Below are 21,389 nucleotides of genomic sequence, written 5' to 3' on the forward strand. Positions count from 1 at the left end.
AGACTGCTATTCCACAGAGTCTCGATGGGTGTTCGCAGTTCCCTATCTGATGCAATCTGCAGGTAAAAGACTGTTATCTAACGTCCGACGCCATCCAGGGTTGACTGTCAACGCTAGCGGCAGTGCATGCACAATGATTTGCATGACTGCAAATTCCCTTCCCGTCAGCCATGAGGCGCTGACCGCCGCCGCCCAGGACACCAGCCTGCCCGACCAAGTTCTGACCCAGTGGTTCGGCAGCCCCAGGCCTGGCAATGCCGATGCCCTGAAGCACAAGGCGCAGTGGTTCACCAAATCGGCGGCCTTCGACGAGGAGCTGCGCCAGCGCTTTGGCACTGCCGTGGAAGCCGCCCTGGGCGGTGCACTGCAGCACTGGGCAACCCAGGGTCCATGGCAGCAGCTGGCATTGGTGATCCTGCTGGACCAGTTCACGCGCAATATCCACCGCAACACTCCCAAGAGCTTTGCCGGTGACGCGCAGGCCCTGGCACTGGCGCTGCAGGCAATCGACGCCGGCAGCGACCGGCTGCTGCCCGAGGTGGCCCGCGTCTTTATGTATTTGCCGCTGGAGCATGCCGAAGACCCGGCCATGCAGCAACGCAGCGTGGCCGCCTTCGAGGCTTTGCTGCAGAGCGCCACGGACGCCGAGTTGCGCGAGTATCTGACCGGAACGCTGGACTACGCCCATCGCCATCAGGTGGTGATAGAGCGCTTTTGCCGCTTCCCGCACCGCAACAGCATTCTGGGCCGCGCCAGCACCGCCCAAGAGACCGAGTACCTGGCCCAGCCCGGCTCAGGCTTCTAGGGCAATCACGAGCCGCGCGTAGCCTCGCGCAGCGCGGGCTCCTGGCGCGCCTGAGGCTGGCGCTCAGGCTTCTTGCTCGCTCCCAGGTCGCGGTGGCGCATGGCCCAGCGCTCCACCGTGTAGAACGACAGTGCCGACAGCGCGGTAGAGATCAGCAGGCCTGCGACCACAGTCACGGGCCAGGAGTAATCGGCGCGCAGATAGCGCACCACCGGGTAATGCCAGAGGTAGATGCCATAGGACAGCTGGCCCAGCTTGATGAGCACCGGTGCCGTCAACATCTCATAGACCAGTCCCGCGGGCTTTTGCACGGCCAGCAGCACGACCAGGGCCGCGCATTCCACCACCGTGATGCCCCAGACCATGGCGTGCTGGTTGTCCCACTCCAGCTCCATGATCAGCGGTACGGCCAGCACAAACCACATGGTGTAGGCGCGCAGCGACTGCAGACGCTCTACCCATTGCGGGCGCTCCATCATCAGCGCCGCTAGCAAGGCGCCGGCCAGCAGACCCGAGGCCCGCGTGTCGAAGCGGAAAAAGATTTCGTAGAACTGCTGGCCCTGCACCACCCAGAAGATGCGCCACAGCGTACTCAGCAGCCACAGCGCCGCAAGCGGCGCCCAGACCCGGCCAGGCGTGGCCTTGCGCAGCAGCAGAACCAGCAGCGGCGGCCAGATCAGATAGAAATGCTCCTCCACCGACAGCGACCACATGTGCAGCAGCGTGTCCGGACTGTCGAAGAAGGCAATGCCGTAATCGGCCAGATAGAGAATGGAGACCAGGGCGTCCGAATAGATGTCCGTGAGATCGGGCCAGATAAAAGGCGCGAACACACAGTAGGCTCCAAGGAACAGCGCCAGCGCAGGCATGAGCCGGAAGAAGCGGCGACGGTAAAAGCGCCAGTAATCGAGCTTGCCATGCTGCCGATACTCCATCAGCAGCAAGGAGGTGATCAAAAAACCGCTGAGCACGAAGAACAGATCGACGCCGAAGAAGGCGCCATCGAACATCGGGGCATGTGCATGCGAGAGCAGCACCAGCACAATGGCTATGCCTCTCAATCCATCGAGCGCTGGGTTGTAGCGCAGCTTGAACGCCGACTCCACCAAAACCGGACACCTTTCCTTTCGCCCAGGCACGGGCCGGGCTTGCAGACAAACAATCACAGCCATGCACAAGACATGGCTGAAGCAGTATTCAGAGTTTGAGCAAAGAGGCAGTAACAGCTCTTTGCAGCGACCCGGGGGTCACTGAGCGCATGAAAACGCGCTCGGGGGTGCCGGAACCTGGCAGGCGATTTGTCTGCTTCAGCTCACTGACGGTGAGACGGCAGATTGTTATGGATGCCCACAGCCAGACGGCTTGGCGTCTGTTGACAGGTGAACAGACCGGGCCAATTTGAACAGATTTTTGCCGCCGTCCCAAACCAGGGGCAGAGCTTGCCAGGCTCTGGCAGGGTCTTGGCAAGCCGTGTTAACAATTAAGAACAAAAACAGCATGCCGAGCTCCACCCATCGGCATCATCAGCTATCAAATTCGAAGCTTCAGGATGACTTGCGGCGCCCGCAGGCGGGCGCACTCTGGTGAACATCGCGCCACAGCAGCATCTCGGCCACGCGCTCGGACTTGTCGTCATCAAAGCCCAGCTTCTGCGCGCGCTCGGCGGGGTTGGTCCAGGTGCCGAACAGCATGTCCCACAGCGGCAGACCGTAGTTCTGCGCATGGTGGCCATGCTGATGGTGCACGGTATGCATTTCCGGGCGCTGCAACACATAGCCAAGCCAGCGCGGCGTGCGCATGTCGGCATGGGTGAACAGGTCGAAGGCCGCCGTCAGTCCCAGGGCCACGGCCGCCGCCGCCGGGCTGGCACCCAGCACCCAGTAGCTGGAGATCACGCTCAGCAGCATGGCAGCGCAGGAGTCCAGCGGGTGGGCGTAGAACGAAGTCAGCACCTCGATGCGGCGTGCGCTGTGATGCAGCTGGTGGAACACGCGCCACAGCAGGTCCGAGGCATGGGTGGCGCGGTGCCACCAGTAAAAGACAAAGCTGGTGATGAAAAAACTCAGCAGCCCCGCCAGCAGCGGGTTCCAGCGTGCCCCCACATCGAAAAGCGCATGCTGGCGAATGCGCTCCTCCAGCAACCAGCCCAGAACCAGCGTGCAGACCAGCGTCAGCGCGCCCAGGGCGCTGCTGTAGATCAGCCAGCGCCGGTCGCAGAGATTGCGCGAGGCGGGCGCAATCACCTCGCGCGTGAAGACTGCCACGAACAGCAGCGCAATCAGCGGATAGACCAGGTACTCCAGCACGGCAATCATTCCCCTTGAGGTTTGCCATGCAGTCTATCGACTGGCGCCGCTCCAGTGCTTTATTGGGGCAATACGAACTGCTCCAGCGGCGTGTCGTTGGGCGCGGCCAGCTGTTTCTTGAGCACCTCGCCCATGGGCAGGTTCAGATTCACGTTCTTGGGCGCAATGGGCTGCATGAACCACTTGGCGTAGAGCTTGTGCATCTCGCCCGAGCGGATCATCTGCAAGATGGCGCCGTCCACGGCCTTCTTGATCTGCGGGTCGTTCTTGCTGAACTGGATGGCAATCGGCTCGGCACCAATCACCTCGCCCACGATCTTGTAGCCCTTGGGATTCTTGCTCTGACCGATCACGCCGGCCAGCATGTTGTCGTCCAGCACAAAGGCATCGACGCGGCCCGACTCCAGCATCAGAAAGCTCTCGAACTGGTCCTTGCTCATCAGCGTCTTGAAGTTCAGCTCGTTGTCGCTGGCGTATTTGCGCAGAATCTGCACCGCCGTCGTGCCCGTGATGGCGCCCACATTACGCCCCTGCAGCTGCTTGAAGGAGGTGATGCCCGAGTCGGCACGCACGGCCATGCGCACCTCGCTGACATAGGTGGTCAAACCAAACGCCACCTGCTTCTGGCGCGTGAGGTTGTTGGTCATGCTGGCGCAATTGAAATCGGCCGTGCCGTTGTTGATCAGCGGCATGGTGTTCTGCGGCGTCAGCACCATGTACTTGATCTGGGCCTTGGGCGCGATCGCATGCACCACGCGCTCGCAGAGGTCCATGTGATAGCCGACGAACTTCTCGTTGGCACCGATCGCGTAGGACATGGGGACAGCGGCTTCGCGCACGCCCAGCACCACGGTGCCGCCGGCCTGCCAGCGCTGCAACGTGGGCGATGCGGACAGATCCACGGCCGTGTCGATATTGGCACCGATAGTGGAACTCGCCGCTTCAGTCTTGCCCGCAGCCATGGCCGAACCCGCACATACCAGCGCTGCTGCCAGCCCAACCCATTTCAAGGACATGCCCATCATCCACTCCCAAAAACAAAAGCGCCGAGACCCCTGGTCATCGGCGCTCATCACCAACCCGATCCGGCACACACCTCATGCAGTCATGAGGCCCTGGCCCGATTGTCCTTGTTCGCTTATTGCTTTGAGTGGAATGCTTATGCCTGCACTGCGCTTCATGCGTCGCGTTTGGCGGGGGCGGCCCCCATCAGTTCACGCAGGCGCTGGTGGGCGCTGCTGGCCTCATCGACCGGCTGCTGGTGCTTGGCCTGCAGATAGCGCTCGGTAAACACCCCCAGATAGCTCTCCAGTACCTGGCCGGCCTGCACATCGCCGGCATCGCCCACCAGCTCCAGACACAGCGCCGCCACCTCGCTGGTGCAGAAATGGTCGTCGCGCTTGGATCTGCGCAATTGGTAGCGAGAGATCAGATCCGGGTGCAGGCTGAGCACGGGAAAGCCATCGAGATACGGGCTTTTGCGAAACATCTTGCGCGCCTCCGACCAGGTCGCGTCCAGCAGTATGAACAGCGGGCGTCTGCCGGGCTGCAGCGCACGGCTGTCGCCGCCGTCCAGCGTCTCCAGCACACGCTCTGCAGGCTCTGCATATTCACCGGGGAAGACCACATAGGGCTGCCATTGCGGATCGGCCAGCAAGGCCTCCAGTTGGGGGTCCAGCTCGGTACGCGACCAGCCGAAGGCATGGGTGTCCTGCACCACGTCGGCAATCAGCCAGCCCGTGTTGCTGGGTTTGAGCGGCTCGGCATCATGCATCAGCAGGCAGAAGGCCGCGCGCGTGGCCAACTCGGGGCGCAGCGCGCACATGCAGTGGGAGGGGCGTAAACGGCAGCCCTCGCAGCGCTCGCCCTTGGGGCCGCCACGCGCCAGAAACGGACGCGTGCTGCGCGCCAGCCGTGCCTGGCGCAAGCGCGAGACGGCATGCGGGGGCAACGTGGAGGCAACGCTTTTCTGCGGGGTCAGAGTGGCGGAGGACAAAGGCGTGGAAGCGGGCAAGACAGACACCAGCGAGTTCGGACAGATGCCCGGATTGTCCCGCCTTTGCCAAATCCAGTGCTGATGCTGCAGGAGCGCAGCTTAGTCGCAGTCGCCCTGCTCGAAGGTCGGACCACGGCCGAAGCTGAACACCGTGGGTCTGGCATTCCTGAGTCCGGCGGAAATCACGTTCCTGAAGCGGTTCGGCTCGCAGTTGAAACGCGTGTCCAGCACATAGTCGTCGGACTCGGCCTTGACCATGGCGTCGCGCCAGGCGGCCGTCGCATCCAGCACCTTGCCGTCAACCATGGGGGCCTGCACCGAGTAATTGATGAAGTTGGTCAGGCGCGAGCCCTTGGCCTCCAGATAGACCACGGGGTCGGCGGCATTGCCGCACAGCGTCAGGCAGTCGGCATAGTAGCGGCTGTCCAACAAGGGCTCGAAGCTGCCGAAAGTCAGGTCGCCGAGCTTGATATCGGGCTGGCCCTCGGACACGTTCAGCACGCTCTTGAGCGAGAGATTGCAGCTTGGTGCGATATCGATCTCGACAGACTCGATCACCTTGTCGGCCTCGTCGCTGACCAGAGTGATATCGCAGCCGTCGGTGCGGAACTGGTGGCGGTGGAATTCCGAGCGCATGGCCGGGCCGGCAATCTTTTGCACATAGGCCAGATTCATGCCTATGGTCTCGGTGCTGAACAACTGGTCGATCACGCGCCTGGCTTCTGCGGCAGGCGGTGCCGGCGCAGGGGCTGGCGCAATTGCGGGGGCCTGTGCCGGGGGCGCGGCGCCCTCGGTCTTGGAATCCGAGCAGGCCAGCAGCAGGGCAGCGCCAGCCATGGCAGCGGTCCAGACTCCGCAGCGTTTGATCCAGCGATGAGGCATCTGCATATCCTTGTGAGTTCGCAAGCCCCGCAATATAGGTGCAGGCCCCGAAATCACCAAGAACCAGAGGCTTCAGCCCCCAACGCACTCCAGTTCGAACAGCGGCATATCGGCCTGACGACTCAGCCATACGCCGCCGCCCAGCTCCTTGAAGTGAGGCTGCAGGCCGCGGCGGTACAGCTCGGCGCGGTGGCGATACAGGCGCGGGTCGGTCAGTTCCTCGTCGATGATGTCGCGCTCGTAGTCCTCGCGTGCCACAGCCTCGATGTAGAGCCCGCCGCGCGACAGCCGGCCCAGATTGGCCAGCGCCTTTTTCAGGTCAGTCGGACTCAGATAGGGCAGCACGCCCTGGCAGATCACCAGATCGAAAGGCTGGCAATCTTTGGGCTGCCAATCCACCACCGAGCCCTGCTCCCAGCCATAGCGCTCGCACAGATAGGGACTGAACTCCACGCCCTGATACTGCACGCCCGGAAAGTGCTTTTGCACCGCCTCGCGCCACAGGCCTATGCCGCAGCCCACATCAAGCACCCGCTGCACGGGCACGCGCAGATACGCAAGATACGAGCAGACAAACGCACCCAGCCGCCGCGCGTGCTCGGGGTCGATCACGCTGGTCTTTTTGTCAAAGTAAAAGCGCTGGTAATACGCCTCGTCAAACCACTCGTTGCTTGCTGATTGCACGCAGCCTCCTTCAAAAACAAACGGCGCCCGAAGACGCCGAAACTTCAAAAACCGACGCTGACTCAGGAAAGAGACAGCCAGCAAGGGCCTGGGCGGCCCCACCGGGGCAAGGCGCGCAGCGCCTCAGGGGGTTAAATTCTGCCAACCACGGACCAGCCCTTGCGCTGGTCCTGCTTGTTGTTCTCATAGTCCCACACCGTGCCGCAGCGCTCGCAGACATAGCGGGTCACCGTCGCCGTGGTCGAGCCGCGCTCCTCCTTGCGGTTGCCGCGCTGCATCAGTTCGGCATGGCCGGGGGCTTTGCGCCAGTTGCGCTGAATGCCGGCACAGGCGTCGCACAGATGGTCTTCGGCAGGAGTGGTGGTGTTGGTCATGAAAAAACTACTGAATGTGGTGCAGGCCCCGGACATACGCCCGCGCTGCAAAGCAGCCATTGTGCCGCCTGCCCCGGTTTTGCACCGGCAGCGGGCACAGCATCACCGCTTGCAGGTCGGGCATGACCGCACTCCATGTTGCCGTTCGTGGCTCAAGGCCTTGCCCTGCAAGCGCAGACAGCTCCTGTTTTTGATCCCCTCCACTGAAGATAAAAAAGGCCGCTTGCGCGGCCCTGGTTCAGGCAGCCTGGATCAGACCTTCGCGGGGCGATAGGCCAGGCAGATCTTGTTGCCGTCTGGGTCGCGCAGATAGGCCAGATACATGGAGTCGCCGCGCCAGCCCGGCGCGTCCTCGATCGACACACCACCCGCTGCCAGGCCTGCCGCATGGGCCGCATTCACCTGATCGGTGGACTGGGCCAGAAAGCCCGTGGTCGCACCATTGCCCGAGCTGGCCGACTCGCCGTTGATGGGCGTGGAGATGGCAAACACGCCCGTGGGGCTGCGGTAGAAGAAGCGGTTCTTGTTGGCAACGCCGGGCGCAATGCCCAGCTGACCCAGCAGCGCGTCGTAAAAGCGCTTGCTGGACTCCAGATCATTTACACCCAGCATGATGTGGCTAAACATGGTTGTCTCCTGGAAAAGCCCTGTTTCGGGCGAAGATGGGAAATCGGCAAGCCATCGTAACGGGAGCTTGCCGCCCTCTTCTGTCACCCATATTCAGCCCGCCATGCTGCCAGACCATTTCACCCCGGTTCCCCTGGACAAGTCCTACCGCCTGCTCAACCACGGCCCCACAGTCATCGTCTCGGCCCGGCATGCGGGCGAGCGCAATGCCATGAGCGCTGCCTGGGCCTGCGCGCTCGATTTCGCACCGCCCAAGATCAGCGTGGTGCTCGACAAGGCCACGCGCACGCGTGCGCTGGTCGAGGGCAGCGGCCTCTTTGCCGTGCAACTGCCCACCGTGCCCCAGGCCGCGCTGACGGTGGGCATAGGTACGGACAGCGCCGTCACCGAACCCCACAAACTCGTCAAACATGGTGTGCAGCTTTTCGACGCACCGGGCTTAGCTGTACCGCTTGTGGCAGGCTGCGCCGCATGGCTGGTCTGCAAGCTGATCCCCGAGCCGCACAACCAGCAAAGCTATGACCTGTTCATCGCCGAAGTCGTCGCCGCCTGGGCCGACGAGCGCGTGTTCCGCAATGGACACTGGGAGTTCGGCTCCGCGCCTGCCGAGCTGCGCACCCTGCACTATGTGGCGGGCGGGCAGTTCTTCGCGATTGGCGAATCGGTGCTCGTGAAATAGAAGCTCTCATGGCCGCATCGCTTATGTATCAAGCGCCGGCAGCTATCAAAATAATGCGAACTTTGCCGTGACGGCCACTGACGCCCTCAGGCGCCCTGGCCCGCAGCGCCTGCACACCCGGGTCTTTGTAACCGCCTTGATTTAGACTGCATCACTGACTGACATATCAAGCAACCCATGACTGCAGGTGCCGTACCTCCGCACAGGGCAACGATCTCTGCTATCAATCACCGTGAAGTGACAGGCAATGGCGCAAGAGTTTTTTGATCCCGTGCTGTTCATCAAAGAAGATGCGCCGACGTCGGTCGATCTGTCGCAGACACCGTTTTTCTGCAATATCCATGGGTTCCCGCACTATTGCGCAGAGCCGCCCACAGGCTTGCAGCTGCTTGAGCCTGCAACCAGTGACCCCACGGCCGTCATCGGCAACGCATACCGCGTCCTTTCTGCGACCACCACCCACCCCGACCCCAAGTACGGCAATCAGACCAGACTGGAGTTCCAGGCCGATCAGGTCGAGTACGAAGCCATTGCAGTCACGCATCAAACTGCAGCGGCATTCGGCATGACGCTGATCGAGCCGGGCCAGGGAATTCGCATCACCAGCCCCCAGCCACATCTTTCGCTGGTCGACTATGAGTACGGCATGTTTGCCGGACACCGCTCCCCCTATGAGGGAACCGGCTACCGCTTGCTGGGCAAGGTCTGTACCGACCTTGAGCATCACGATTTCCCGCATGTCTTCGCCTCCATCGACCCTCACCTGCCGCTGGTGATTTCGGTGGGAAAGTACTGGCCGGAGCAACAGAAAATCTGCCTGGCAGACCTCTGGCTGCCGCGCGGCATGGCCTTGTATGTGCCGCCCCGGCCCAGCCTGCCCGGACAGACCTGCCTGGATCTGCACGGCAACCGCAACTCGGCCCTGGCCTGCTGGAGCGGGATAGAGCGTTCCAGCGTCAAAACCCAGACCCTGCTGCAGACCGAAGGCGGCTATTTCTACTGGTTCTGGAACGAGCTGCCCACCACCCACCCTCTTCTCGATCTGACAGGAGCGTCCCATGCTTGAAGCCCGCCCCCGCCTGCGCACCCTTGAACCCGACACGGACAACGGCCTCTACCAGACGCTGCTGGAATCCACCCTGGCGATTCCGTTCAAGATTGACTGGATCACGAAGAAATACAGCTATATCGGCCCGCAGATCGCTGATCTGCTGGGCTGGAGCCCCGAGAGCTGGGAGACCGTGAACGACTGGGCCGAACGCATCCACCCCGACGAGCGCGAGCAAACCGTCTCGCGCTGCGTGGAGCTGTGCCTGGCGGGTGTGGATCACGAGGCCGAGTACCGGGCGCTGACCAGCGACAACCGCTTTGTCTGGGTCAAGGAAGTGGTGCATGTGCTCTGCGACGAACAGGGCCAGCCCACAGCGCTGATCGGCTTCACCTTCGACATCACCGAGCAGAAAAAATCCGAACATTTGCGCGCCGAGCTGGAGGCCCAGAAGCTCTCCAACGCGCGCCTGCAGGAGCGCCTGCGCCTGACCCACGACCTGCACGACGGCCTGGGCGGCGAGCTGGTCCATATGATTGCTTCCGTCGAGCAGGGCAGCGATGCCATGACCCGGCCCCAGGTGCTGTCCATGCTCAAGCTCATCCGCAACGATCTGCGCCAGAGCATAGACAGCAACGCCTCGGCCCAGGTGCGCGTGCCAGCCACTCCACAGGAATGGCTGGCACCCTTGCGCCGCCGCTTCAACGATCTGTTCGAGGCCCTGGGTGTGCGCTGCGACTGGCAGTTTCCGCAAAGCTGGAGTCAGCCGCCTAACGCGCTGCAATACCTGGCTCTGACCCGGCTGATCGAAGAGGCACTGACCAATGTCATCAAGCACAGCCAGGCCCGCCATGTGCGCCTGTCCCTGGTGCAACCGCAGGCCGAGGAGTTGCTGCTGGAGATCGAGGATGACGGCGTAGGCTTTGATGTGCAGGCCGTGGATGCATCGGGTCTGGGCGTGGGCATGCGCTCCATGGCCGTGCGCATTGCGCGGGTCGGCGGACTGCTGGGGATTGAGTCGTCGCCGGGGCGGACGGCTTTGACGGCGCGGGTGGTGTTGGGGGCTGAGGATTGAAGTTTTGGGCTGTAGTGCTTATGCAGCAAACGCTAGCAGTTATCAATTTCCTACTGCCCTGAATTCACCGTTTGCTGCGTCGCCTGCGACAGAGGCCGGGTCTCGCCCCGGCAGGCGACCTTCTTTTCTTGTTCGTGCAAGCAAAGAAGGCAAAAGAACACGCCCCGACTGTCCGCGTCCCTGCGCTTCGCTCCGGGCAAACCTGCGTCACGCCATTCGGTCTGCGGTGCGGCAAAACTCGCTTTGCGCTACGCGCGCCGCTCAGACAGGTTGCCGCAAATTTGATGACAAAGCATTGGCACTCTGCGGTGCCAATGCCCGCAGCCCGAACCGCGTGCCGCAGGCGCAGACACACGGGTGAATGCGGGTGCGGAGGGCCTGCGAGAGTTTTAACGAAATTGGCTTCTAGCGCTTACCTGGATTGCGGTAGCAGCTATCAATTTCACAAAGAAGCTATCTGGCTGTCCGCATTCGCTATCGCCCCTTTTGCCCACGCCTACGACGGCAAGCTCTTGGGCTGGCTGCTGCACCGCAGAGTGCAGCAGCTTCGTGCTCTAACTTGCGGCCGTTTGCTTGAACGCAGCGGCTTGCCGCGAAGTGAGTTGGGCCGCACAGCCCCAAGAGCTTGACGGCACAGGTTGCCCCGTAGCGAAGCGAAGGGGTCGTGCGCAGCAGGGGCTGGCTCTTTGCCTACTTTCTGGTGGTCCGGCATACCAGCAGCAGAAAGTAGGTCGGCAGGCGGGCCGAGACCCGCCCTCTGTCCATAAATCATGGCATATCGCCGAATAAACCAAACCAAGAACCTAATCCGCCTCTAGCCCGATAGCAGCAAGCACGGACAGCTATCCAAACAAAAAGGGCATGCGACCCAACAAGAACCACATGCCCCATCATCCTCAAACCCAGGCGCACAAAGCGCCATCAGCCATCAATATTCGAGGCAGATCTTGCCGAAATGCCTGCCCGCTGCCTGATGCTCGAAGGCCGCCACCATCTGCTCCAGCGGATAGCGGCTGTCGATCACGGGCTTCCAGCCGAAGTTTTCCAGCGCGCGCACCATGTCCTGCTGCTGCTCGCGGCTGCCGACGATCAGGCCCTTGAGGGTTTGCTGCTTGCGCATCATCTCCACCGTGGGCACGGCGCCCGCAAAGCCGGTCAGCACGCCGATCAACGCGATATGGCCGCCGACGGCACAGGCACGAATGGACTGGGGCAGAGTGCCCGGGCCGCCGACCTCGACCACGATATCGGCACCGCGACCGCCGGTGGCTGCCAGCACGGCGTCGCCCCATTCGGGCTGGTCCTTGTAGTTGATCACCAGATCGGCTCCCAATGCCTTGAGCTGCTCGGCCTTGGCCGCGCTGGAGGTGGTGGCGATGACGGTGGCGCCCATGCTCTTGGCCATCTGCAGCGCAAAGATGGAGACGCCGCCCGTGCCCAGCACCAGCACAGTGTCGCCGGCCTTGAGATGGCCGTCCACCACCAGCGCGCGCCAGGCCGTGAGGCCGGCCGTGGTCAGCGTGGCGGCCTCGGCATGGCTCCAACCCTCGGGGGCATGGGTAAAGCTGGTGGCGGGCAGGTTCACGAATTCGCGTGCAAAGCCGTCCACGCCGTCGCCGGGCACGAGCTGGAAGTCGGAGGGCACGTGACGGCCCGACAGCCATTGCGGGAAGAAGGTGGAGACCACGGCATCGCCCACGGCAAATTCCTTCACGCCTGCGCCCACTGCCGTGACCAGGCCTGCGCCGTCAGCCATGGGAATGCGGCCGTCGGCCGCCGCGCCGGGACGGCGCACCACACCCAGGTCATGGTAGTTGAGCGAGCTGGCGTGAATGCGCACCTGGATCTCGCCCGCAGCAGGCGCCGCAGGTGCGGGCAGGTCGACAAGCTTCAGGTTTTCGAAACCGCCGGGCGCGGCCAGTTGCATGACTTTCATGGAGTGCTCCTCAAGAGGTGAAACAGATGCTGCGCATGGTGCCTTCAATGCGCAGCCACCACCAGTACCAACATATTTGTTGGGTAGTATTAAAAATGTAAGCAATGCATGAATGCGGGCTGACGCTAGGATGCTTGCACTTTGGAACTGCAGCGAGGTGCCCATGAAACGATTGAACAGCAAGAGCGGCTGCGCCGTGGAGGTGACGCTGTCCGTCATGGGTGGCACCTGGAAGCCCATCATCCTGTTTCAGCTGCTGCATGGAAAAAAGCGCTTTGGCGAGCTGAGCCGTGCCATCCCCGGCATTACCCAGCGCATGCTGACACTGCAGCTGCGCGAGCTGGAAGAAGCCGGCATCGTCGAGCGCACGGTGTATGCCGAAGTGCCGCCGCGCGTGGACTATGCGCTGACCGAGCTGGGCCGCAGCCTGCAGCCGGTGCTGATCGCCATGCGCAACTGGGGCATCGCCTACAGCAAGAACTTTGCTCAGGCCGAGCCCATGCACGACACAGATCAGAACAGCGCAAGCTGCCTGCCAGATTTGAAGCAAAAACAGGCTTGAGCGCTTACCCATCAAACGTCAGCAGCTATCAATTCCAATAAATCGACAGCAAAAAGCCCGCAGGCTGCAAAAGCTTGCGGGCTTTGGTCTGAAGCCGCAGGGCTTATTTGCCGGCGGTCAGCGTGGTGTAGCTGTTGATCAGATTGCGGTAGTCGGGGATGTGGTTGGAGAACAGAGTCCCCAGACCTTCGATGTCGTTGCGCCAGTCGCGGTGCAGCTCGCAGGCCGCGCCGAACCAGGTCATGAGCTGGGCGCCGGCCTGCTCCATGCGGCTCCAGGCAGCCTGCTGGGTCATGCTGTTGAAGGTGCCCGATGCATCGGCAATGACGAACACCTCGAAGCCTTCAGCCAGGGCAGACAGCACGGGGAAGGCCACGCAGACCTCGGTCACCACGCCGGCGACGATAAGCTGCTTCTTGCCCGTGGCCTTGACGGCCTTGACGAAGTCCTCGTTGTCCCAGGCATTGATCTGGCCGGGACGCGCGATATAGGGGGCAGTGGGGAATTTTTCCTTGAGTTCGGGCACCAGCGGGCCATTGGGGCCGTTCTCGAAGCTGGTGGTCAGGATGGTCGGCAGCTTGAAGTACTCGGCCATGTCGGCCAAGGCCAGCACATTGTTCTTGAACTTGTCGGGGTCGATATCGCGCACCAGGGACAGCAGACCGGTCTGGTGGTCGACCAGCAGCACGGCGGCATTGTCTTTGTCGAGGCGAACGTAAGGCTTTTGGCTCATGGGAATCTCCTTCAAGAGTGGAGGTGGGTGAAAGCCGGCGGGCGCGCCCGCCGGTGGGAAAACTCGATACCGTGCGACCTGCTCAGGCCGCAGCGCCATGGCGCTCGACCGCCGGGATGCGGCCGAACTGGCCGCTGCGGAAGTCCTCCAGCGCCTGCTGGATTTCCTCGTCGCTGTTCATGACGAAGGGGCCGTAGCCGACCACGGGCTCGTCAATCGGTTCACCCGACAGCCACAGCAGCGTGACGTCGCTGTTGGCTTCCAGATGCACGCTGTCCGCAGCGCGATCCATATGCACCAGCTGTCCGGCGCGGGCAATCTCCTGTCCGTTGACCAGCAGCGTGCCGTGCAGCACCACCAGCGCCAGCGTGTGACCGACCCGGGCCTGCAGCTCGGTCGCGGCCCCGGCGTTCAGCCGCACATCCCAGACATTGATGGGCGTGAAGGTTTTCGCCGGGCCGCGATAGGCGGGCCCCTTGCTGCCACGGTAGTCACCGGCGATGACGCGCAGATGACCCGCGTCATCGGGCAGAGCGACCTGCGGGATGTCGGCATTCAGCAGGTTCTGGTAGCCGGGGGCGGACATCTTGTCCCTGGCTGGCAGGTTGACCCACAGCTGCACCATCTCCAGCGGTCCACCGCTGCGTGCAAAGGCTTCGGAGTGGTACTCCTCGTGCAGGATGCCCGAGGCCGCCGTCATCCACTGCACATCGCCGGGGCCGATGGTGCCGCCGGCGCCCGTGGAGTCGCGGTGGGCCACTTCGCCCTCATAGACGATGGTCACGGTTTCGAAGCCGCGGTGCGGGTGCGTGCCTACGCCGCGCCGCGCCGTGGTGGGCGTGAAGCTCTGGGGACCGGCGTGATCGAGCAGCAAGAAAGGGCTCAGGGCCTTGCCGTGGTCGCCATAGCTGAACAGCGAGCGCACCGGAAAACCGTTGCCCACCCAGTGGGGACGGGGAGCTTCGTAGACACCCAGGATTTTCTTGAGCATGACATTTCTCCTTGCGGCTGGCCTGCAGTCCCTATGGAGACCGTAGGCGTTGAACATGGAGAAAGTATGAATTTGGAACGATAACTTGAGTAGCCCACAATATTCAGTCTCAGAGTTCTATTTTTAAAACGATGAAGCTGCCAGATCTCAACGAGCTCTACTACTTCGCCCAAGTGGTCGAGCATGGTGGATTCGCGCCTGCAGGCCGCGCCCTGGGCCTGCCCAAGTCCAAGCTCAGCCGCCGCGTGGCCTTGCTCGAAGAGCGCCTGGGCGCGCAGCTTTTACTGCGTTCCACGCGCAGCTTTGCCGTGACCGAGGTGGGCAAGCGCTACTACCAGCACTGCCGCGCCATGCTGACCGAGGCCAAGGCCGCCGAAGAGTCGGTGGCGCTGGTGCATTCCGAGCCCTGCGGCAAGGTGCGCATGAGCTGCCCCGTGGCCCTGCTGGCCTCACGCGTGGGCCGCATGCTGGGCGAATTCATGCGCCTGTATCCGCGCGTGGAGCTGCAGGTGGACGAGACCAACCGGCGCGTGGACGTGGTCGGCGAAGGCCTGGATCTGGCCCTGCGCGTGCGCCCGCCACCGCTGCAGGACAGCGATCTGGTGCTGCGCACGCTGGCCGAGCGCCGGCAATGCCTGGTGGCCGCACCCGAGCTGCTGCAGCACCTGGGTCAGCCCGGCGGCCCCATGGACCTCTCGGCCTGGCCCAGCCTGGACATGGGCGGCGTGCAGGAAACCCACCGCTGGGTGCTGCACGGCCCCGACGCCGTGCGCGCCGAGGTCAGACACCAGCCGCGGCTGGTGACGCAGTCCTTGCTGGCCCTGCGCGACGCGGCCGTGCTGGGCGCCGGCGTGGTGCAGTTGCCCAATATGTTTGTGCGCGAGGAGCTGCGCAGCGGCACGCTGGTGCAGGTGCTGCCAGGCTGGCAGCCGCGGCCCGAGATCATCCACGCCGTCTATGCCTCGCGCCGCGGGCAGCTGCCTGCCGTGCGCGCCCTGCTTGACCATCTGGCTCAATCCTTCAGGACCTTGTCGGAAGACTGAGCATCAAAAACGCCTCCAGCAATTACTGGGAAAGCGCTGTCAGCTATCGAAACGATAACAGCAGCATCAACCCAGAGCCGCCTCGATATCGCCGGCCAGCTTCTCGGGCTTGTCCTGAGGCGCGTAGCGGCGTATCACCTGCCCGTCGCGGCCCACGAGGAATTTGGTGAAATTCCATTTGATGGACTTGGTGCCCAGCACACCCGGCGCTTCGGAGGTGAGCCAGCGGTACAGCGGATGCGCACCGTCACCGTTGACCTCGATCTTGTGCATGAGCGGGAAGCTGACGCCGAAGTTCAGCTCGCAAAAGCTCGCGATCTCGTCATCCGAGCCTTTTTCCTGGGCACCGAACTGGTTGCAGGGAAAGCCCAGCACCACCAGGCCCCGGTCCGCATACTGTTCGTGCAGTGCCTGCAGCCCCTTGTACTGGGGCGTGAAGCCGCAGGCACTGGCGGTATTCACGATCAGCAATACCTTGCCCTGATACTGCGACAGAGGAACGCTGCGCCCCTGGATATCGGTGGCTTCAAAGTCATAAACGCTGTTTGCCATGCTGCTCTCCCGCCAATGCGAAGCCGCAAGCTTAAGGCAGTCGGCAACTTGTCTCACAGCTAGAAACAACCCTGCATAACCGCGCCACAGAGACAATACCGGGGCTGCGACCATAGAAAAACCGATCCCCGCAAGCAGAGCGCCTGTTTTTTGGGCATTCTTCGCAGTCTTGCCTTCTTGCGGCCCTTGGCGGGCTGCCTTGCAACGTGCGTTTGTCCTTGAACGAATTGAAAGAAAAATGGGTAGCTCAGGCCACAGCTCTGTGGATGCGCGCTCGCGCCAGCACTGCTGGCCAGCGCATTGCGGCCCTGCCCTGGTGGCGTCGCTGGCCGACGCGGCGTGAATGGCTGTGGTTTGCCGCAGCCTTGCCGGTGCTGTTTGTCGTCTATGTGCTGCTGCTGATTCCGTTCACGCCCAGCATCAGCGACATCCGCAAGGCCAAGCTCGAGCAACCCGCGCAGATCCTGAGCGCCGACGGCAAGCTGATCGGCGAGTTCAAGCGCAGCAACCGCCAGTGGGTGCCGCTGGAGCAGATTTCGCCCGCCGTGGTCAAGGCCCTCGTGGCCACCGAAGACCACCGCTTCTACGAGCACCATGGCATGGACTTCACGCGCACCGTGGGGTCGGCCATCCACACGCTGGGCGGCAATCCCCAGGGCGGCTCCACCATCACCCAGCAGCTGGCGCGCAATCTCTATCCCACGGAAATCGGCCGCGCCCGCAATGTGAACCGCAAGCTCAAGGAGGCGATCACGGCCTTCAAGATCGAAGCGCTCTACACCAAGGACGAGATTCTCGAAACCTATCTGAACACCGTGCCCTTTCTCTACAACGCCTATGGCATAGAGATGGCGGCGCGCACCTATTTCGACAAACCGGCGGCCAGGCTCACGGTGCTGGAAAGCGCCACGCTGGTGGGCATGCTCAAGGGCAATGCCTATTACAACCCGGTGATCAACCCCGACCGCGCGATTGCGCGGCGCAACACCGTGCTGAGCCAGATGGTCAAGCGCGGCGAACTCAAGGACGATGAGTTCGAGCGCCTCAGGAAACGCCCCATGCGTCTGGACTTCGAGCGCCAGGAAGAACCTACAGGCATGGCGCCGCATTTTTCCCAGCAGCTGCGCAAATGGCTGATCGCCTGGGCCGACAAGCACGACTACAACATCTATACCGACGGCCTGGTGGTGCGCACCACCCTGGATTCGCGCCTGCAGAACTGGGCGCAGCAGGCCGTGAACCGCCAGATGCATACGCTGCAAGGCATTGCCAACAACAACTGGAGTCACCGCGACGGCTGGAGCGCAGAGAACGCGCTGGTGCTGCAGCTGGTACGCGAGACGGAGGCCTTCCGCAGGCTCGCCAGAAGCGGCAAACCTTCCGACATCAGCGAGGAAGAGGCACTCAAGAAGCTGCTGGCCGACAAGACCTTCATGAGGCAGCTGCGCGAGGACAAGACCCGCGTGCAGGCCGGCTTTCTGGCCATAGACCCGCGCACCTCGGCCGTACTGGCCTGGGTGGGCAGCCGCGACTATGCCCAGGATGCATTCGACCATGTGGCCCAGGCGCGTCGCCAGCCCGGCTCCACCTTCAAGCCCTTTGTCTATGGTGCAGCCCTGCAGCGCGGCGCCAGGCCCGAGGACACACGCAAGGACGAGGCCGTGGAAATCCAGCTGCCCGGCGGCGAGGTATGGCGTCCCAGCGATGCCGTCGAGCCCACGGGCGTGCCCATGAAGCTCAGCGATGCGCTGGCCTATTCCAAGAACACCATCACTGCCGAGCTGGGTCAGGAAGTGGGCATGGACCGCGTCATCAAGCTGGCCCGCAGCCTGGGCGTGCGCCAGAGCCCGCTGGAGTCCGTGCCTTCGCTGGCACTGGGCTCCAGCCCCGTCACGCTGCTGGAAATGGTCAACGCCTACGGCAGCATTGCCAACTCCGGTCGCTACATACCGCCCCAGCTGGTCACCCGTATCGAGAATGCCGACGGCGAGCTGCTGGCCGAATTCACCCCGCCCAAGCCCGATCAGGTCTGGGACGAGGAAGAGAACTACGGTCTGCTGGAGATGATGCGCGCCGTGATCGACAAGGGCACAGGCCGCGCGATTCGCAAGCAATATGGCATTCGCGCCGACGTGGCCGGCAAGACCGGCACCACCCAGGGCAATGCCGACGGCTGGTTCATCCTCATGCACCCGCAGATCGTGGCCGGTGCCTGGGCAGGCTTCAACGATGCACGCATCACGCTCAAGAGCGACCAGTGGGGCCAGGGTTCGCGCAGCGCCCTGCCCATGGTGGGTGACTTCATGTCGCGCGCCATGCGCAGCCCGCTGCTCAATGCCAAGGCCCGGTTCACCGAGCCCAACACCAGCCACTGGTGGAGCGATCTGGTGGGCCGTCTGCGCGACAAGGTTCAGGAATGGAGCGGGCCCGCAGATGAGGGCAACAACCCTGATCGCACAGCGCCGACAGCTCCCGCCCATCCAGCGCCCAACAGAAGCAACGGCAGCGAGGTGGACATCATCGAGAGTACGCCCGCTGCACCGCCCTCGACAGGCGGCCAGCCCGCGCCAGCCGACAGCAGCGCCCAGCCGCCTGACCTCGACAGCAGCCCCGGGCTGGCTCCCGGCGAGATGATGTCTGCGCCTGCACCGAGCAAAGCCCCCGCGCCTTCAAGCTGGAGCGACGTAGGCACACCACTGCCGCCTGCGGCGCCGCTGAATGCGCCGCAGGACAGCCAGTAGCGCGGTTTTCAGCCACATGCCCCACTGGGCTGTCGAATAACTGGTCCAATTGCAGACTGATACCCGCCAGCAGGTCTCCCACCAGGAGGCCGCTGGCGGATTTGTTTTCGCCGGGCATGTAACCCACATGCCGATGGCGCTGCGCCGATCCGGAGCCGACATGACCGCCAATACGCCAACCATAGTCACCTTTGCCATCTACCTGCTGGGCATGCTGCTCATCGGTTGGGCGGGATACAAAGCCACGTCCAACCTGTCCGACTACATCCTGGGCGGGCGCAGTCTGGGCTCGGTGGTCACGGCCCTGTCGGCCGGGGCATCGGACATGAGCGGCTGGCTGCTCATGGGCCTGCCCGGGGCGGTGTTTGCCACCGGCCTGTCGGCCTCGTGGATTGCCATCGGCCTGTGCGTCGGTGCCTGGCTCAACTGGCGCTTTGTGGCGGCACGCCTGCGCGTCTATACCGAAAAGGTGGGCAATGCGCTGACATTGCCCGATTACTTCACCAACCGCTTCGAGGATGGCAGCAGTCTGCTTCGCATCGTCACCGCGCTGGTGATTCTGGTGTTCTTCACCGTCTACTGCGCCTCCGGCGTGGTCGCCGGAGCCCGCCTGTTCGAATCCATGTTCGGCATGGACTACCAGACAGCCCTGTGGGTGGGTGCCGTGGCCACCATGGCCTATGTGTTCATCGGCGGCTTTCTGGCCGTGAGCTGGACCGACACCATCCAGGCGTCGCTGATGATCACCGCGCTGATTCTGGCGCCGCTGATGGTGATCTATGCCGATGGCGGCGTTGGGGCCAGCGCAGCCATCATCGAAACCGCCCGCAGCGGCGCCTTCGACATGTTCAAGGGTCAGGGGGCGATTGCCATCATCTCTTTGCTGGCCTGGGGTCTGGGCTACTTCGGCCAGCCCCACATTCTGGTGCGCTTCATGGCGGCCGAGTCGATCAAGACCATTCCCAACGCGCGCCGCATCGGCATGACCTGGATGATGCTGTGCCTGGGCGGCGCCGTGGCCGTGGGCTTCTTCGGCATTGCCTTCTTTGCCAGCCGCCCCGAGATTGCGGCAAACGTCAATGGCAACCATGAGCTCGTGTTCCTGGAAGTCGCCAAGCTGCTGTTCAATCCCTGGATCAGCGGCGTGCTGCTGGCCGCCGTGCTGGCGGCCGTAATGAGTACCCTGTCCTGCCAGTTGCTGGTCTGCTCCAGCGCCCTCACGCAAGATATCTACAAGACCTTTCTGCACAAAAGCGCCAGCCAGAAGCAGCTGGTCTGGTTTGGCCGCGCCATGGTGTTTGCCATTGCCTTGATCGCCATCCTCATTGCGCAGGACCCCAAGGCCAAGGTGCTGGGCATGGTCAGTAATGCCTGGGCCGGCTTCGGTGCCGCCTTCGGCCCGCTGGTGCTGATATCGCTGCTCTGGGCCCGCATGACACGCAACGGCGCACTGGCCGGCATGGTCGTGGGTGCGGTCACGGTTCTGGTCTGGCAGCATTACCAGTGGTTCAAGCTCTATGAGATCGTTCCCGGATTTGCGTTTTCCGCTATCGCAATCATAGTGGTCAGCCTGCTGGACAAAGCGCCTTCTGCCACGATCACGGCCAAGCACCGCGAGGTAGAGGCTGAAATCGCTGCCCACGGCGAATAAAAGCTGCCACGCCCCTGCCAAAGCCCTGTCCGGCCATGCCGACAGGGCTTTTTTGTCGTCGAAAACCGCTCGACAGACTGCACAAAAAATAGGCGCAACTTGCATTTTCGAGGCCTATCCGTCACACTTACGGGTCGAAATTTCAGGCATTACCTGAGATTCTGAAAGGTTTAGTGAATGCTCAAGGCCGCTGCAGCCAAGGTATATCAGACGGGTTTAGCGTTGATGCTGGGTGCCGCTTTTGCGCTGGCATCCCCTGCGGCTTTGGCGCGCAAAGCGCCCGAAGTCGGTGCCACCGTTCCCGGCTTTGAGACCGTGAGCCTGGCCGAACTGCCGCGCGAAGGCCGCACCACCTATGGTCGCATCCTCCAGGGTGGTCCGTTCTCCAGCGACAAGGACGGCACAGTTTTCGGCAACCGTGAGCGCATACTTCCGCGCCAGGCCAGAGGCTATTACCGCGAATACACCGTGCGCACGCCAGGCGCGAAAAACCGGGGTGCGCGACGCATAGTCTGTGGCGGCTTGCAGCCCCAGGTGCCCGATGCCTGCTTCTACACGGGCGACCACTACAACAGCTTTCAGCAAATCGTCCAATGAAGTTAAAAGATGCCCTCCAGGCCCGCCATACAGCGGCTTTTGACCTCTTGAATTCCGCAGCGGCGGTTTGCGCAGACAGCCTACAGCGCTGTCAGTACCGACTCTGC

At 62.9% G+C, this 21,389-nt stretch carries 21 protein-coding genes; 9 read left to right on the forward strand and 12 right to left on the reverse strand.

Annotated features, from left to right (window positions below; all coding sequences use genetic code 11):
* The first annotated feature begins 133 nt into the window (after window positions 1-133).
* Window positions 134-805 carry a DUF924 family protein gene (locus MPZ60_RS24340; RefSeq protein ID WP_187771843.1) on the forward strand — a complete coding sequence of 224 codons (672 nt, stop codon included), beginning with the start codon at window positions 134-136 and terminating at the stop codon, window positions 803-805.
* Window positions 806-810: 5 nt separating this feature from the next.
* Here the strand turns inward: MPZ60_RS24340 and MPZ60_RS24345 are convergent, their stop codons facing one another.
* From MPZ60_RS24345 to MPZ60_RS24380, 8 genes are all read right to left on the reverse strand, one after another.
* Window positions 811-1,914 carry an acyltransferase gene (locus MPZ60_RS24345; RefSeq protein WP_034350912.1) on the reverse strand — a complete coding sequence of 368 codons (1,104 nt, stop codon included), beginning with the start codon at window positions 1,912-1,914 and terminating at the stop codon, window positions 811-813.
* Window positions 1,915-2,349: 435 nt separating this feature from the next.
* Window positions 2,350-3,120 (reverse strand): sterol desaturase family protein, encoded by a 771-nt coding sequence (locus MPZ60_RS24350; RefSeq protein WP_034350915.1) that lies wholly within the window; start codon window positions 3,118-3,120, stop codon window positions 2,350-2,352.
* 50 nt (window positions 3,121-3,170) lie between these two features.
* The gene (locus MPZ60_RS24355; protein WP_034351513.1) at window positions 3,171-4,133 is read right to left on the reverse strand and encodes a transporter substrate-binding domain-containing protein; all 963 of its coding nucleotides are present in this window, start codon (window positions 4,131-4,133) and stop codon (window positions 3,171-3,173) included.
* 155 nt (window positions 4,134-4,288) lie between these two features.
* Window positions 4,289-5,125 carry a tRNA-uridine aminocarboxypropyltransferase gene (locus MPZ60_RS24360; protein WP_034350919.1) on the reverse strand — a complete coding sequence of 279 codons (837 nt, stop codon included), beginning with the start codon at window positions 5,123-5,125 and terminating at the stop codon, window positions 4,289-4,291.
* Between the two features lie 81 nt (window positions 5,126-5,206).
* Entirely contained in the window at window positions 5,207-5,989 is a 783-nt protein-coding gene (locus MPZ60_RS24365) for a hypothetical protein (RefSeq protein ID WP_034351515.1), read from the reverse strand.
* Between the two features lie 72 nt (window positions 5,990-6,061).
* The gene (locus tag MPZ60_RS24370) at window positions 6,062-6,673 is read right to left on the reverse strand and encodes a class I SAM-dependent methyltransferase (protein WP_034350923.1); all 612 of its coding nucleotides are present in this window, start codon (window positions 6,671-6,673) and stop codon (window positions 6,062-6,064) included.
* Window positions 6,674-6,804: 131 nt separating this feature from the next.
* Window positions 6,805-7,047, reverse strand: coding sequence for a hypothetical protein (locus tag MPZ60_RS24375; RefSeq protein WP_019042688.1), 243 nt, complete (start codon window positions 7,045-7,047; stop codon window positions 6,805-6,807).
* A 252-nt stretch (window positions 7,048-7,299) separates the two neighbouring features.
* Window positions 7,300-7,674: a VOC family protein gene (locus MPZ60_RS24380; protein WP_034350925.1), complete on the reverse strand. Its 375-nt coding sequence runs from the start codon at window positions 7,672-7,674 to the stop codon at window positions 7,300-7,302.
* Between the two features lie 103 nt (window positions 7,675-7,777).
* Between MPZ60_RS24380 and MPZ60_RS24385 the strand changes: the two genes are divergently transcribed.
* From MPZ60_RS24385 to MPZ60_RS24395, 3 genes are all read left to right on the forward strand, one after another.
* Window positions 7,778-8,353, forward strand: a complete 576-nt coding sequence (locus MPZ60_RS24385) for a flavin reductase family protein (RefSeq protein WP_034350926.1) — start codon at window positions 7,778-7,780, stop codon at window positions 8,351-8,353.
* Between the two features lie 247 nt (window positions 8,354-8,600).
* A complete protein-coding gene (locus MPZ60_RS24390; RefSeq protein WP_034350928.1) occupies window positions 8,601-9,419 on the forward strand; it encodes a hypothetical protein in 819 nt (272 codons plus the stop codon).
* On the forward strand, window positions 9,412-10,476 hold the full coding sequence (locus tag MPZ60_RS24395; RefSeq protein ID WP_034350932.1) for a PAS domain-containing protein: 1,065 nt from the start codon (window positions 9,412-9,414) through the stop codon (window positions 10,474-10,476). The genes MPZ60_RS24390 and MPZ60_RS24395 overlap by 8 nt, the downstream gene beginning before the upstream one ends.
* A gap of 928 nt (window positions 10,477-11,404) precedes the next feature.
* On the opposite strand, the gene MPZ60_RS24400 is transcribed toward MPZ60_RS24395, so the two are convergent.
* A complete protein-coding gene (locus MPZ60_RS24400; protein ID WP_034350935.1) occupies window positions 11,405-12,412 on the reverse strand; it encodes an NAD(P)-dependent alcohol dehydrogenase in 1,008 nt (335 codons plus the stop codon).
* A gap of 157 nt (window positions 12,413-12,569) precedes the next feature.
* Between MPZ60_RS24400 and MPZ60_RS24405 the strand changes: the two genes are divergently transcribed.
* The gene (locus MPZ60_RS24405) at window positions 12,570-12,974 is read left to right on the forward strand and encodes a helix-turn-helix domain-containing protein (RefSeq protein ID WP_278043680.1); all 405 of its coding nucleotides are present in this window, start codon (window positions 12,570-12,572) and stop codon (window positions 12,972-12,974) included.
* A 103-nt stretch (window positions 12,975-13,077) separates the two neighbouring features.
* Here MPZ60_RS24405 and ycaC read toward each other — a convergent pair whose 3' ends face one another.
* Together ycaC and MPZ60_RS24415 are read right to left on the reverse strand one after the other, a co-directional pair.
* Window positions 13,078-13,707 carry an isochorismate family cysteine hydrolase YcaC gene (gene ycaC / locus MPZ60_RS24410; RefSeq protein WP_034350937.1) on the reverse strand — a complete coding sequence of 210 codons (630 nt, stop codon included), beginning with the start codon at window positions 13,705-13,707 and terminating at the stop codon, window positions 13,078-13,080.
* An 82-nt stretch (window positions 13,708-13,789) separates the two neighbouring features.
* Entirely contained in the window at window positions 13,790-14,698 is a 909-nt protein-coding gene (locus MPZ60_RS24415; RefSeq protein ID WP_034350940.1) for a pirin family protein, read from the reverse strand.
* Between the two features lie 131 nt (window positions 14,699-14,829).
* Between MPZ60_RS24415 and MPZ60_RS24420 the strand changes: the two genes are divergently transcribed.
* On the forward strand, window positions 14,830-15,741 hold the full coding sequence (locus tag MPZ60_RS24420) for a LysR family transcriptional regulator (RefSeq protein WP_034350941.1): 912 nt from the start codon (window positions 14,830-14,832) through the stop codon (window positions 15,739-15,741).
* A 66-nt stretch (window positions 15,742-15,807) separates the two neighbouring features.
* On the opposite strand, the gene MPZ60_RS24425 is transcribed toward MPZ60_RS24420, so the two are convergent.
* A complete protein-coding gene (locus MPZ60_RS24425) occupies window positions 15,808-16,293 on the reverse strand; it encodes a glutathione peroxidase (protein ID WP_034350942.1) in 486 nt (161 codons plus the stop codon).
* Window positions 16,294-16,559: 266 nt separating this feature from the next.
* Between MPZ60_RS24425 and MPZ60_RS24430 the strand changes: the two genes are divergently transcribed.
* The 3 genes from MPZ60_RS24430 (at window position 16,560) to MPZ60_RS24440 (ending at window position 21,282) form a co-directional block, all read left to right on the forward strand.
* Window positions 16,560-19,034, forward strand: coding sequence for a penicillin-binding protein 1A (locus MPZ60_RS24430; RefSeq protein ID WP_052057545.1), 2,475 nt, complete (start codon window positions 16,560-16,562; stop codon window positions 19,032-19,034).
* 127 nt (window positions 19,035-19,161) lie between these two features.
* Window positions 19,162-20,685 carry a sodium/proline symporter PutP gene (putP, locus tag MPZ60_RS24435; protein ID WP_080746049.1) on the forward strand — a complete coding sequence of 508 codons (1,524 nt, stop codon included), beginning with the start codon at window positions 19,162-19,164 and terminating at the stop codon, window positions 20,683-20,685.
* A gap of 177 nt (window positions 20,686-20,862) precedes the next feature.
* Complete coding sequence (locus MPZ60_RS24440; RefSeq protein WP_003066953.1) at window positions 20,863-21,282, forward strand: ribonuclease domain-containing protein; 420 nt, start codon at window positions 20,863-20,865, stop codon at window positions 21,280-21,282.
* Window positions 21,283-21,389: the final 107 nt, after the last annotated feature.

The organism is Comamonas sp. 7D-2, assembly GCF_022749555.1.
Taxonomy (GTDB): Bacteria; Pseudomonadota; Gammaproteobacteria; order Burkholderiales; family Burkholderiaceae_C; genus Comamonas; species Comamonas thiooxydans.

Bases quoted from the DNA above. Each gene is read 5' to 3' on its own strand.
- ycaC (WP_034350937.1), bottom strand. From the start codon at position 13,707: ATGAGCCAAAAGCCTTACGTTCGCCTCGACAAAGACAATGCCGCCGTG.
- MPZ60_RS24430 (WP_052057545.1), top strand. From the start codon at position 16,560: ATGCGCGCTCGCGCCAGCACTGCTGGCCAGCGCATTGCGGCCCTGCCC.
- MPZ60_RS24380 (WP_034350925.1), bottom strand. From the start codon at position 7,674: ATGTTTAGCCACATCATGCTGGGTGTAAATGATCTGGAGTCCAGCAAG.
- MPZ60_RS24365 (WP_034351515.1), bottom strand. From the start codon at position 5,989: ATGCCTCATCGCTGGATCAAACGCTGCGGAGTCTGGACCGCTGCCATG.
- MPZ60_RS24350 (WP_034350915.1), bottom strand. From the start codon at position 3,120: ATGATTGCCGTGCTGGAGTACCTGGTCTATCCGCTGATTGCGCTGCTG.
- MPZ60_RS24340 (WP_187771843.1), top strand. From the start codon at position 134: ATGATTTGCATGACTGCAAATTCCCTTCCCGTCAGCCATGAGGCGCTG.
- MPZ60_RS24415 (WP_034350940.1), bottom strand. From the start codon at position 14,698: ATGCTCAAGAAAATCCTGGGTGTCTACGAAGCTCCCCGTCCCCACTGG.
- MPZ60_RS24400 (WP_034350935.1), bottom strand. From the start codon at position 12,412: ATGAAAGTCATGCAACTGGCCGCGCCCGGCGGTTTCGAAAACCTGAAG.
- putP (WP_080746049.1), top strand. From the start codon at position 19,162: ATGCCGATGGCGCTGCGCCGATCCGGAGCCGACATGACCGCCAATACG.
- MPZ60_RS24425 (WP_034350942.1), bottom strand. From the start codon at position 16,293: ATGGCAAACAGCGTTTATGACTTTGAAGCCACCGATATCCAGGGGCGC.
- MPZ60_RS24440 (WP_003066953.1), top strand. From the start codon at position 20,863: ATGCTCAAGGCCGCTGCAGCCAAGGTATATCAGACGGGTTTAGCGTTG.
- MPZ60_RS24395 (WP_034350932.1), top strand. From the start codon at position 9,412: ATGCTTGAAGCCCGCCCCCGCCTGCGCACCCTTGAACCCGACACGGAC.
- MPZ60_RS24420 (WP_034350941.1), top strand. From the start codon at position 14,830: ATGAAGCTGCCAGATCTCAACGAGCTCTACTACTTCGCCCAAGTGGTC.
- MPZ60_RS24385 (WP_034350926.1), top strand. From the start codon at position 7,778: ATGCTGCCAGACCATTTCACCCCGGTTCCCCTGGACAAGTCCTACCGC.
- MPZ60_RS24390 (WP_034350928.1), top strand. From the start codon at position 8,601: ATGGCGCAAGAGTTTTTTGATCCCGTGCTGTTCATCAAAGAAGATGCG.
- MPZ60_RS24355 (WP_034351513.1), bottom strand. From the start codon at position 4,133: ATGGGCATGTCCTTGAAATGGGTTGGGCTGGCAGCAGCGCTGGTATGT.
- MPZ60_RS24375 (WP_019042688.1), bottom strand. From the start codon at position 7,047: ATGACCAACACCACCACTCCTGCCGAAGACCATCTGTGCGACGCCTGT.